This is a genomic window from Algoriphagus sanaruensis (genome assembly GCF_001593605.1).
Lineage (GTDB): Bacteria > Bacteroidota > Bacteroidia > Cytophagales > Cyclobacteriaceae > Algoriphagus > Algoriphagus sanaruensis.
Genome location: NZ_CP012836.1, coordinates 1,415,983 through 1,429,296, shown reverse-complemented (window position 1 = coordinate 1,429,296; position 13,314 = coordinate 1,415,983). Strand labels below are relative to the sequence as shown.

Annotated in this window: 9 protein-coding genes; 6 read left to right on the top strand and 3 right to left on the bottom strand. The window is 41.7% G+C overall.

Features of this window, described 5'->3' with window-relative positions; all coding sequences use genetic code 11:
• Entirely contained in the window at nt 1–1,146 is a 1,146-nt protein-coding gene (locus AO498_RS06350) for a cystathionine gamma-synthase (RefSeq protein WP_067544867.1), read from the bottom strand.
• Nucleotides 1,147–1,263: 117 nt separating this feature from the next.
• Between AO498_RS06350 and AO498_RS06345 the strand changes: the two genes are divergently transcribed.
• Complete coding sequence (locus tag AO498_RS06345; protein WP_067544865.1) at nt 1,264–1,965, top strand: TVP38/TMEM64 family protein; 702 nt, start codon at nt 1,264–1,266, stop codon at nt 1,963–1,965.
• Here AO498_RS06345 and porU2 read toward each other — a convergent pair.
• Both porU2 and AO498_RS06335 read right to left on the bottom strand, forming a co-directional pair.
• Nucleotides 1,954–6,981, bottom strand: a complete 5,028-nt coding sequence (porU2, locus tag AO498_RS06340) for a putative type IX secretion system sortase PorU2 (RefSeq protein WP_236778641.1) — start codon at nt 6,979–6,981, stop codon at nt 1,954–1,956. The genes AO498_RS06345 and porU2 overlap by 12 nt on opposite strands.
• Entirely contained in the window at nt 6,972–8,048 is a 1,077-nt protein-coding gene (locus tag AO498_RS06335) for a putative type IX sorting system protein PorV2 (protein WP_067544863.1), read from the bottom strand. The genes porU2 and AO498_RS06335 overlap by 10 nt, the downstream gene beginning before the upstream one ends.
• Before the next feature lie 395 nt (nt 8,049–8,443).
• On the opposite strand from AO498_RS06335, the gene AO498_RS06330 reads away from it, so the two are divergent.
• The 5 genes from AO498_RS06330 (at nt 8,444) to AO498_RS06310 (ending at nt 13,287) form a co-directional block, all read left to right on the top strand.
• On the top strand, nt 8,444–8,773 hold the full coding sequence (locus tag AO498_RS06330) for a PadR family transcriptional regulator (RefSeq protein WP_067544862.1): 330 nt from the start codon (nt 8,444–8,446) through the stop codon (nt 8,771–8,773).
• A 29-nt stretch (nt 8,774–8,802) separates the two neighbouring features.
• Nucleotides 8,803–10,758, top strand: coding sequence for a PspC domain-containing protein (locus AO498_RS06325; RefSeq protein ID WP_067544860.1), 1,956 nt, complete (start codon nt 8,803–8,805; stop codon nt 10,756–10,758).
• A gap of 83 nt (nt 10,759–10,841) precedes the next feature.
• On the top strand, nt 10,842–12,245 hold the full coding sequence (locus AO498_RS06320; protein WP_067544858.1) for an MBL fold metallo-hydrolase RNA specificity domain-containing protein: 1,404 nt from the start codon (nt 10,842–10,844) through the stop codon (nt 12,243–12,245).
• Nucleotides 12,242–12,703 (top strand): hypothetical protein, encoded by a 462-nt coding sequence (locus tag AO498_RS06315; protein ID WP_067544856.1) that lies wholly within the window; start codon nt 12,242–12,244, stop codon nt 12,701–12,703. Before AO498_RS06320 ends, AO498_RS06315 begins: the two co-directional genes overlap by 4 nt.
• Before the next feature lie 110 nt (nt 12,704–12,813).
• A complete protein-coding gene (locus tag AO498_RS06310; RefSeq protein ID WP_067544854.1) occupies nt 12,814–13,287 on the top strand; it encodes a hypothetical protein in 474 nt (157 codons plus the stop codon).
• Nucleotides 13,288–13,314: the final 27 nt, after the last annotated feature.

Here is a 13,314-nt window from a genome sequence, read left to right as displayed (position 1 = left end):
TCAGATCTTTGACAAAGCTTGAGCTATATCATTTTTTAAGTCCTCAGCATCCTCAACACCCACACTCAAGCGGATCAGGGAATCTACCAACCCTACCTTCTCTCTTTCTTCCCTAGGAATTGAAGCATGAGTCATTGTGGCAGGATGACCACAAAGTGATTCCACACCGCCTAGAGACTCCGCCAAAGCAAATAAGTGAAGGTTTTCCATCACGGTTTTGGCATCCTCTAGCTTATTGCCCTTTAAGGTGAACGAAATCATCCCTCCAAAATCCCGCATTTGCCTTTTGGCAACCTCGTGATTAGGATGATCTTCAAATCCTGGCCAATATACTTTTTCAACCTTTGGATGATTCTTCAAATAAGCAGCAATGGTTTTTCCATTTTGGCTGTGGCGCTCCATACGAAGGTGTAAAGTCTTGATCCCTCTTAGGACTAAAAAGCAATCTTGAGGCCCCGGAGTAGCTCCACAGGCATTTTGGATAAAGGTGAGTTTTGAGGCAAGCTCATCATCTTTAACAATCAAAGCCCCCATGACCACATCGGAATGCCCACCCAGATATTTGGTCACTGAATGCATTACAATATCAGCCCCCATATCCAAAGGATTCTGAAGATAAGGGGAGGCAAACGTGTTATCAACTGCCAGCAATAGGCCTTTGGATTGGGTAAACTTAGCGACCCGTTCGATATCAATGATATTCATCATGGGGTTGGTCGGAGTCTCCACCCAAACCATCTTGGTATTCTCATTGACATAAGCCTCCAAACTCTCAGGCTCAGCCATCGAAACGAAATGGAATTTGATCCCATATCTCTCAAAAACCTTGGTAAATAATCGGTACGTTCCTCCATAAAGATCATTTGTCGAAATGATTTCATCTCCAGGATTGAAAAGTTTTATAACCGCATCGATGGCTCCCAATCCAGAGGAAAAGCAAATACCATGTTTGCCATTCTCAAGAGCGGCCAAACTTTGCTGTAAGGCTGTTCGAGTGGGATTGTGAGTTCTACTGTATTCGTATCCTAGATGATCTCCGGGTGACTTTTGAACATAGGTAGATGTCTGGAAGATTGGGGTCATTATTGCCCCGGTGGAGGGGTCAGGACTGACACCAGCATGGATAGCCTTCGTACCAAATTTCATGAGGTAGGATATTTAATAGTTAATCAATCTTGAGCATACTACCAGCAAAAAAATCACCTCTTCAGGAGTGAATTAGTTAATTAAGTTGCTAATCTTGCCCACTTGAACGGGCCAAAGATGACTAAAAAAGGTAGGTTTTTCAAGCTTATAAAAGACTACTTCCAAGAGAATATTAAAGGCGGATTGGGCTGGATCTGGGTAAGCGGAATGCCTGCAATCGGCTCATTAATTTTGGTTGGAAACTATTTTTGGCTTGAAAAAATAAATCCAGAAACGCTTCTAGATTACGGGATATTCACCTTCCTGATCGGAATAATCCTCGGTCTTGCGCTACTTCCAACAACGCTAACTGCGATTTGCTGTGGTTTTTTCTTGGGTTGGGCCGGATTTTTACCCTTAGTGATCGGATACCTGATTGCTACCGTAATTGGCTATCAAATAGGAAGGAAATTAAACCCAAGTTTCCTGGATTCATTTTATGAGAAATACCCCAAGCTGGAAAGAGAGCTATCGGAACGGATGAACCACCCTGGAAACCTGATTTTCTTTGTTCGGATCAGCCCAATCATTCCATTTGCGATTTCAAATTTTATTTTCGCCAGTCTTAAGGTGCGGCTTAGAAGTATCTTGACTGTTGGATTACTTGGGATGCTCCCAAGAACTTGGATAGCATTTGCAACTGGAAAGATTGCTACCTCATTTTTGGGAGCCAAAGAATCTATAAATTCCCCCCTACATCTGGCGATAGGATTCAGCTTGGTGATTCTTAGCGGTTATGGAATTTACAGGCAGTTTCGTAAATCCAGACTATCGGAGTAAATACATCTTCCCATAACCCTTGGTAAATCCACGATCACCAGAGGTAGGCCGATGTTCGATGAATTGTCCGCTTTTTCGCACCAATACCCGATAAATGTAGACACCATTAGCTAATTGATCGCCAAACTCATCCCGTCCATCCCAAGCATAATCCGTGATATTATTCCCGATTCGAATCGGTCCAAGTTCTGATTGCAAAATCTCTCGAACCACCTTACCTGTTACGGTCATAATCTGGATTTTAATTTCATCTGGGACTTCTGCTCCAGTAACGGTAAATACAAATCGAACCGAAGAACTGAACGGATTTGGATAGGGATAGAAATTGGTAATGGTTGACTCATTGACCACTTCAAAAGTAATTTCAAAAGGCTGAGGCGAATCTTGGTTAGTTATCCTCAAGGTGTACAAGCCATCCTCCAAAGGCCCCGGAACAAATGAAACTCTGAAATTCTCACTTTCTGTAGCAGGATACCAATTCAAATTAGGATTGGAGAAATTCACTTTGGAGAATTGACACCCCTCACAATTCTTTTTGAGGAATATTTCCATGCCCAAGGTGTCCTTCTTAAACAAAAGCGCTTGATCATTGATCAATTGAGCGGTGACCATCACATTTGGAGACACCAAATCCCCATCCATAATGTAGACTCCATCAAAATTCACATCCAAAAGCGACGCTGAGTTATCTCCTTCCACAAAAAAGACCACTCCTAAATCCAACTGATTGTTTCTATAGGTCTGCTCTAATTGGATTCGAGGGTTTGCGATAACTTCCAAAGTCGTCTCTCCCACCTTACCCAAACTGTTAAATTCAATCGGAATATCCATTGTTTCCCCAGCCTTGAGTGCCGGGAATTTCTTAGTAAACTCCTCCACCTTCCTGGAAGGCACATGGGTAAACTTCCAATTAACTTGAATAGAATCTGAAAAATCAAATCGGGAAGCATTTTTAAACGCTAAGGTTACCCCACCCGATTGACCTTCCTTCAGTCGAGTCACATTCCTAGGACTCTTCTCATAAAGCACTCCCTCGGGAACTCCTTCGTAATTCACCTGCCACCAATCCAATTGTGCCGGAGCAGTTGAATTTTGATCTTCCATGCTGTATTGAAGGCGGATATACGGATACTGCTCAGGATTAATAAAAGACAAATCCAAATCAGCCTCCAAGGTTCTAGTAATCAGGATTTCCTCCTCACCATTTGGCTTTACTCCAACAATATCAAAATAGGTATATGGCTCCTCAATGATCCAAGAACGCATATTTATTCTCTGGAAAAATCTTTCCCAAGATTTAGCAGGACCAATTCTTGGAGTTAAAATCACTCCTTCAGACATATATCCTTCCACTTCGGAGGAAAAGTTCAGCGTTTGTTGTCTTGCTGGAACCTCAAAATCCGGATTGCCGATTATTTCAATGGCCTCTCCTGAGCGCAATCCCTTTTGACCGAAAAGAATATAAGGATCTCCCGTAGAGATGGCACGCAAGGTAGTTTCACTCGCCCCAAACTCCTTTAAGCTAAAGTAAGCTCGGTCTGGCCAGCTATCAAAGGTCACATTACCTACCGTAAAAATGATGACATAATCTCCATCCTTCACTCCACGCACATAGTCCTGAAGAATACTATTCCCTGGCGACGTGATCCATGAATTTTGAATGCTTTGGATCATTTGAGGCACCCTTCCACAAGCTCTTGCATCCAAAATCTCAAATCCAGGAATTGGAATTGCCAAATAAGGCAATAAGGTTTTGTTGTCTATAGCTATCAATCCCAATGAGCCATTAGGACAAAGTCGGCTATTGGCATTATTGACGTTATCGATGATTTGGGGAACATTGTTATAGTAAAACTGGGTGTTTCTAAACGTCAGGGTATCAACACCAGCTCCAATTGTAAACACTTCAATCCCTACCTTTCGCTTGATATACTCCCATTGGTTGGTGAGTTGAAGATTATCCAACTCATTTTCTGCGAGCTGGGGATTGGCTCTTTGAGTCCAGCCGAATGAAGCCTCGGGGATGTAAGAAAAGCTTGATTGTGTCCAAGCATCTGATTCTCCCGGTAGAAGATCTTGGTATTTTGACCGCAAGTAGTAGGTAGTCGAATCCTCCTTCGCGTTTAGCGAAACTGGCCATTCCACCATCCCCTGAGTGGTCACTCTTACCTCTTTTCTCCAGGCCGAATTAAAGGTAGAAGCTGTATCTAATTGAACGATTACCGTCCGGCTTTCTGAAGTAATTCTTGGGGCTTGAACCAGAATAGTTACTTCCTTTTCGCCCACCAATGCATAATTGGATGGATATAAATGTAGGGTTCCCGCCAAAGGAATAAACGCAGTCAATGTCGCCGAATTATTCCCGAAGGTCATCTCGTCGATGTCCCTAAGAGGATTGATTTCCACCGTAAATAGATTTTCTCCAGCAGCTCCCTCTACTTCTGAATTTGGTATTGAAAATTGAAGAGTGTCTAAACGATATACGGACTTTGTTTTATAGTCTGGAAAAACAATTACCTGACCATCAGGCAATGTCCTGGATACGCGAATGGAAACCGAATCCTGAGCCGTAATCCCAATATTCCTAAGATTAAAGGTCAATTTTAAGCTGTCTGAAATTGCTGAAATCGGCGTATCATCAAAGCTATCCAAACTCATTTCATCTTCAGAAACTGAATAATCTGGTTTCTTTGCTGGGAAAATTCGAGCACCAGGATCACCCAATAGAACCATTTGCTCCATGTGGGAAAAATTTAAAGGGCTCGTTCCATAGCGTTGAATAAAGAACCGCTCGCCCAATTGCTTAATCTCCCCAACGGTTTTGTAAATCGTAGAACTATCGGCGAAGGCATAATTATAAAATGCATCTGAATACCTTCTCAAATACACATCAACACCAATAGAGGTGTTGGCTAAGATTGCTGCTGCACCCTTCTCGGGAGTAATAACCCAGTCTTCCCCTTGAGAGTAGGTAGTTCCATAAGCACTTCCATAATCACAGCCATTAAATAGCATAACAGGATACCTTCCACGATTGGCATATCCCAAACTTTGATCTGAGGCAAAACCAATTTCAATATCAATTACTGTAGGGGAACCGTGCCCAAAAAAGGTCAAAAGAGACAAACCACGATTGATATCACCAGAAATGTCAATGGTCTCCACGACAGAGTTGGACCGCTTGCGATAAGTAGTCACATTTCCACCCAAATATGGACCTTCAGCGATTTCCTTAAATCCATTTAGGAATCCAAAATACCGCTCCAATTCAAATTCAGTAACCCCTCCACTAAGATGAACGATCTCCTTTTGCCAAGATTCTGTAGCGCCTTTTTGATCCTTTTCGATCATCTTTTGAAGATAATCGGAAAGTTGCTGCGAATTTTTTGCAGGAATTCTTCCTACCGCCATGGCTGGAATTTCCGGATTAGATGGATCAAGATTCAAGACATAAATATTATCTGAACCTGGATATCCTCCCGCAGGGACTAAATCTTGGAATCCGAAGGCCTGAGGAGCATTTCTATAATAAACGTTTTGATTGTTTAATCGAGCGGTTGAATAATAAGCCAAAGATCGAGCAGCCAATAACAAATGGGTCGGCTTGTGGATGGGCCAATAGGATTTCAAGAAATCATAAATGGCTACTGAGGAGGCCTCCCCGTAGGCAAAATGATCATAAAGCTCATCCATCCGAACGACCAAAGTATCAAAACCTCCACCAGCACCACTTGCTCTATGCTGGGCATAGGCCAAAAGCGGGTTTTGTTCTCGATTGCTAGGCTTCTCTAATTCCTTATTCCCAATGATAATGTAGTTCGCAGGCTGTGCTAATAAATTTCTAAATCGAACAGGAATGAGTTGAGAGACTTTAGTAACTGAAGATTCTTGTTGGATAAAAATCTTGCTGGATTTACCAGTAACTCCACCTTGGAAACTTAGCGTTTGACCTGATTTGCCAATTTCAATTTTTTGAGGATTGAAAATATCAGCGGCATCTAAAGCGACATAGGATTCATTGGTAAGAGTCCAATTCACTCGTGTATTTCCTTCTGGGAAAATCATCCACTGCCCTGCGAAGTCCCCCGTTCCTATGGGTTTTCTAAATTTGATTTTGGCATAGGAGAGTGCAATATTATCTGCTGATTCAGTTCCTTGAGGCAAGACCTTCACCACGAGTGTACCATTTGCATTAAAGTCACTCATTTGGAGATTTACCTGCATGACGGTCGCATCAAATCCACTGTAGGTCTTTGAACCCAAAACGCGTTGGCTTGCAGATGTAGCACCTGCTGTGACCGTTGTTATATGGATATTTTCTGACCTACCTACTAACCCTATTTCCAAAAATGCAGCTCCGCTTGCCAATACTTGACCAAGTCCTGAAAAGACTAATTCTCTGGAGCCCCCTTTGGAAATCACTGGACTCATCCAGCCCTCACCCGCATCATACGATGAAAGTCTAAAACCCAAGGTATAGGATCTTCCTAACGAATATTGATCGGAATAAATCTGTAAAAATTCAGTCTCAAAAAATGAAGCCGCCGGAACAGTGCCTGCTGGAACCGGCCGAACTTCCATACGTTTGCCTGATTGCCCTGGGGTCACGGTAAGGTAATAGGCCGTCGTATCTGTGTAAGTATTAAAATAGGGATTGGGGATTGTATCCAGTTTGGAATACAAATGTTTGTCCAGTTCGGCATCATTACGCCTTCCAAAAAAATCGATGTAATCTCCAGGGTCTAGCGCCCCATCTTGCTCGCCTTGAATATGAATCGCTACTTCTTGTCCTCGATGAAAAACCCGAATAAATCGGGGATCCAGCCCATTTAAAGTCAATCCAGAAGAAGCTAAGGCATCTGGTTCGATTCTATAAATCCCATCTTTTGCCGTAGGGATTTTATAATAAGTTTGATTGAATTGATACCAAACTGGGTTTTGGGCTAAAACCGAGAAACTCAGAAAACAAAACGTCAAGATAAACCAATATGTACGAGCAGATCTCATCAATTCCATCCGTTAAATTTTCTATCCTCTTCCTTCAATTTTTGTAAACTCACTTTCACTGAAAAAATATGTGAAAAGGGACTCTCGGAGACATCTCCCAAATCGGACAATGCATAATCAATTTGAATTTTTTCACTTAAAACCACTCCCAACCCAGCACTTGGCAGATAAGTCCAGGAATTTTGTCCATCGAAATCTTTGATCTGTTGAAAATTACTCATCCCCATTCGGAGGAATATTTTCTGCTTAAAGCCTGCTTCCAATCCGACTCTTGGATCCACACTCATCATCTCAGTAGAAATCAAAGTATTTCGCTGTCCATCAAAGGTAGTTTCCAAATCCAAAGCGGAAAGTAAGGAAATGGATTTTCCGAAATTCCAAGTGTATGCTAAGCCTAGGATTGCCCTCGGCAATGTCAATTCCACCGTATTCAAAGGAATTTCATTATTCGTTTGGGAATAAATCGCTCGGATTTGGTCTGCATCATGCGTCCATGCGTTGTATGTGGTGGTAATATCCCTGAGCATCAAACCAAGATTCAGCTTTTTGTAGCGATACATTGCTCCTACATCTAATCCAAAACCCCAAGCTTTGGCAAATTTCCCAACATTTCGATGGATGATTTTCGCATTGGCTCCCACTTTTAGCCGATCAGAAAGTGCTCTTCCGAAGCTCATCAGCAAGGCATAATCGGCAGCATTGAAAAATTGGATATTATCATAATTCAAAGCCCCATTTGCATCATACAAAAATCGGGTATCCGGAATATCATCGACCCCGAATCGAATGAGGGATACTGCCAACTGATTTTGATTTCCTAACGGAGAAGTGAATCCCAAATAATCATACTGAGCAATTCCTGCGAAATACTCGGCATGCATGAGTGAGGCTTGATATTTATGCTCGACGAAGGTAAGTGCGGCCGGATTCCAATAGGACGCTGTCACATCTCGGACGGAGGCTACCTGTGCTCCTCCCATAGCCAAAGCACGAGCACTCACTCCTATTTGAAGAAATTCATTGGAATACTTAGGTGCCAATCCTTGAGAAAAAGTCAAACTCGCCCATAATATCATAGGCAGTACAAAGACACTTCGAAGGAAAAATAGGGTGTTTACTGATTTCACGATAACAAATTAATCGAAAAAAGGCATCTATAGCGAATTATCAAAACTAAGGTCAAATAATTTACGCCCTTGTGTACATGAACGGACACTTCTTTGTCACAGATCAGGACAAATTCAAAGACTCAACCTGAATCCACTTCTTAAGGATCAATAGTATTTAATTTTTTCAAGAGAAAGAAAAACCACTTCTATTAGCTCAAAAACGGGTTTTAGGAGATGAAAACAAAATCCTTCCACCCTATTTTACCAGATATCTTGCAATACAAGGTAGCTTGGAGAAAATTGGTATCATTTTTTGACATAAGGGAAGCAAGGGACTATTCCCTGACTTAACTGACCACACCATGAATGTCGCCAATACACAAATCCAAATGCGAAAGGGGCTCCTGGAGTTTTGTGTTTTACACATTATTTCCCGGGGAGAAGTCTATACTTCTGATCTCATTGAAGAGCTAACGGAAGCTCAAATGATCGTCGTCGAAGGAACACTATATCCCCTTCTTAACCGACTTAAGTCCGCCGAACTTGTCACCTATCGATGGGTAGAATCTGAGGCAGGACCTCCCCGAAAATATTATGCGATCACCGAGGAAGGAAAACAGTTTCTTTCTACACTCTCAGACACCTGGACTTCATTGGTCAATTCTACACTACAAATCACCAGTAAGAACTGATCTCTTTATCACCACAATCTTGCATTAACATGAAAAAGACGATAAGCATCAACATCAGCGGAATCCTTTTCCACATTGAGGAAGATGGATACGACACCCTTAGAAAATACCTGGATGCCATCAACACGCATTTTTCAGGCTATAAGGACAGCAAAGAAATCATTTCGGATATCGAAAATCGCATCGCTGAGATATTTCTAAGCAATCTGAAAAACAACAAACAAGTAATCACTGCGGAGAATGTCGACAAACTCATTGAAAAAATGGGGACTATCGCTGATTTCTCCACTGCGGAAGAATTGGAAGAGGAATCACTAGATCAAGAACAGGATTCGAAAGAGGACTTCTACAAATACGTCACGCCTCCTAGCGATACAATGGGAGGCTACAAAAAGCTAAAAAGATTAGAGTCAAAAAAAATCCTTGGAGGGGTTTGCGCAGGAATCGCCAACTATTTCTCCATCGATCCATTATGGACTCGACTGATTGCGATTTTGCTTCTTTTCAGCGGTAATCTAAATTTCAACTTTGGGTTTCTAGACATTTTCCCATTTGACAACTTCAAGTTGAATCTAAGCTTTGGGATTTTTGCTGTGATCGCCTATGTCGTTCTCTGGATCATACTTCCTGTTTCATATGAGGTTTTGGAAGACAAGAACATCAAAAAGCTTTTCCGAAACCCAGACGACAAAGTTTTGGGCGGAGTGAGCAGTGGTTTAGCTGCCTATTTTGGAATTGAAGTTATTTATGTTCGATTGGCATTTGTGTTCTTAACATTTGCCGGAGGATCAGGCGTCTTGATCTATTTGATCCTTTGGATTATTACTCCTGTCGCAAACTCCATTACAGAGCGGATTAAAATGAAGGGAGGGGAAATTACCCTTGATTCGATAGATTCTACCATCAAAGAAAACCTAAATCCACAACCAACAGAGCCTGAGTCAACTTTGAAAAAGGTCTTAATGACACCTTTTCGAATTCTTGGGAAAATCATTGAAGCGATCGGAAGTGCTTTGGGTCCATTGGGAAGATTTATTGCTCATGTGATTCGGATTGTATTTGGTCTTATCATATTCTTCTTAGGGCTTGCATTGACTATTGCTCCTTTAATCGCACTATTTGTGTATTTCGGAGTGGCTGATGCAGACTACAGAGTTTTCTTTGACAACTTCCCAATTGAGATCTTCGACGAACTCATCCCAATTTGGCTAGTAACTGCGACAGTAGGAATTGTAATCATTCCGGGGATTTTGATCCTTCTTTTGGGACTGAGTGTCCTTGCACAGAAAAATCTAATTGGAGGACGATTTGGCTTAGTTGCATTGGGACTGTGGTTGCTAAGCATTGGAATAGCAGCTTTCCAAATTCCTAAAATTGTGGCTCAATTCAAGGAAGATAATACGTACAAAACCACTGAAACCATTGCTGCTAGTGCAGGAACCCTGATTTTGAAAGTGGAGGACTTTGACCAAGAGGAGTTTTTCCATCATGCTAATCTTAAAATTGAAGGAAGTGCCGATTCTGTGATTACGCTAACCAAGGAGTTTTCTGCCAGGGGACGTACCAAAAGTGAGGCACTGGAAAGAGCTAAGCAGCTGGAATACCAAGTTGGTGTCTTGGACTCAGTTTTGACTTTTGACGAGGGCATTGATTTGGCTTCTTTGGATGCATTCCGGGATCAGAGAGTTGACCTGACACTACAAATACCTTATGATCGACCATTTATTATGGAAAGGTCGATGCGCGAAATCCTAAGAGGAACAATTTACCCGAATGGCTATCGCAATTCCGATGTCAGAGAGGAAGCCGTTTGGGTATTTAATGAAGCTGGATTGGTATGTTTGACTTGCCCTCCAAAGAACAATGTCAACCGGGATTGGGACGATTGGGAAGAAGAAAAAACCAAAACCGATTCCCTTACTAAAGCTAAACTTGATAGTGCTAGCAAGGAAAAATTTAAGGAAGCCTTTTTCATGAAAGATTGATCCTTGCCTGCCAAAATAATTAAGAGACATCCTTCCAGATGTCTCTTTTTTTGTAACTTCTTTCAAATTAAACCACTCAAAAAATGGATGTCAGTGTCAAATTTTTAGGAGGAGCTGGAGCAGTTACTGGTTCAAAATATCTAATAGACACAGGAGAATTTGAATTCTTGCTGGATTGCGGTCTATTCCAAGGACCTCGAGAATTACGAAGAAGAAACTGGGATCCCTTTCCGATGCCTCTTGGAGAATTGGAAGCCGTTGTTCTTACCCATGCTCACCTCGACCATATAGGTTATCTTCCAAAATTAGTCAAGCAGGGGTTTAAGGGGCCCATTTATTGCACAGAACCCACTGCAGAATTAGCCAAAATTCTCCTTCTGGACTCTGGAAAACTTCAAGAAGAAGAGGCGGAATATGCGAAAAAGAAAGGGTTTTCGAGACATGAAAATCCTGAACCGCTTTATACTATGGAAGACGCTGAGGCAGTTTTCCCTCTTTTGTCTCCACAGCCCTTTGAATCCGCTTTCTTTATTCACCCCAAGATAAAGGTGAATTTTTACCATGCAGGCCATATTCTGGGAGCAGCCATTGTGAAAGTGACGCTAATAGGTGAAAATCAAACCAAGCGCCTGGTGTTTTCAGGCGACCTTGGTCGCTATCATGATCCTATTCTTTTCCCACCCACTCGAATACCCAAAGCCGATGTCTTATGGATTGAATCTACTTATGGGGACCGCAAATCCACAACTCAAAAACCGGAAGATGAATTGGCAAGAGCAATCAGAGATATATTTGATCGAAACGGCCTTGCGATCATTCCCTCCTTTGCAGTGGGTCGAACCCAATTGATCATGTATCATCTATATCAATTGATGGAAAAAGGCAAAATCCCAAAAGCCCCTATTTTCTTGGATAGTCCGATGGCTATTGATACCACGAAGCTTTACTTGGATTATCATTCCTTCCATCGATTAAGTGCCATGCTGGAGGAAGAAAACGAGCATGCATTCAATCATCCTCACCTTCATTATTTTCAAAAACAGGAGCAGTCTGTTTCTTTGAACAACTTCCAAGGCAGAGGAATCATCATTTCGGCTAGTGGAATGGCAACTGGTGGACGAATTCTCCACCACCTCTTTCATCATTTACCGGAAGAAAAAAATGGAATTATTCTCGTCGGCTATCAGGCTGAAGGAACTCGAGGTCGAAGACTTCTTGAAGGAGAACCAAGTGTGAGAATTTACGGATACGAAATTCCTGTAAAAGCCAAAATTTACTCGATCGAAGGTCTTTCAGCACACGCTGACCAGGAGGAATTGATGGATTGGGCTGAAGGATTCTGCGAAAATCCCAAACGAGTATTTGTCATCCATGGAGAAAAAGAAAGCGCAGAGGCTTTGGCCTTCCAACTTAAGGATAAACTCCAATGGAAGAATGTCCTCATCCCCCAATACCTTGAGTCACATATCTTGTTTGAAGGAATATGAAATATCGATCATTCTTGCCAATTCTAATGATCGTATGTTTGATGGACTTGACTTCTTGCGCAACTTCTCACCTTTCCCAAGGAATTCGAGGAAGAGTACGCTGGATAGAAGGAAATCAAATGCCGATGGTATCCGAGAATGGGAACCCCAAAGTGATCCACCCGCAAGGAGTAGCAAGAAATCTCTTGATCTTCCCATTAATTCATTCCAATGAGGTGATTCTAAATGAGGGACTAATTATTCTCAAAGGTCAAATCCCCTTAGATTCAACTTGGAGCAATAGAAATGGGAAATTTAAAATTCAATTAGCTGAGGGAAAATACAGCTTACTTACCCAAGAGGAAAACGGCCTGTTCAGCAACTTCTCCGATGGTCAAGGATTTCTTTCTCCTGTTTTGGTTTCCAAGAAAAAATGGGAAATTTTCGATATTCTGATTAACTATAAAGCCACTTATTAACTGAAAAAAAGCTAACCTTTGTCCAATACTTAATTGCCATTGGCCAACCAGACCATTTTCACCTCGTTAAAGTTTTTACTCAATTTATCTGTTTTATAACCTTCACATTTATGAAAAAAACAATCCTTTTAGCAACTGCCTTCTTGGCTTTTTTCAGCCTAACAAGCCAAGCCCAAGAAAGTAATAGTGTAGCCTCTTATGGTGAATTTAAAGTGATTACGGTAGTCGAATCCATCGTCCCCATGGGTCTCGGTAGAAGCCGAATCATCGACAGTCAAACACAAGTAGACGCAAGCCTTTTCACAACCGAACGTACTGATGGAAAAAGTAGCAAGCAAAATGAAATCGACCGCTCAGACATCAAGGTAAATGAGCTAGAAGAAACCAAACTGCTGAACTTCTTCAGCGCAGCAGGTATTAATTTTCAAAATATCGCTTCAAATGATGCAGTGATTGCATCAAAAATCAATAGCATGTTAGCTCAAGGATGGAAGCTTACCTTTGTTACCTCTGGCGTAGAAAGTAATGCTGGCGCGGATGATGGACAGGGAATTTTCATTACCCGACTTTTCTTCAGCAAATAATTGGTTTGTACTTCCCAATAAAAAAGC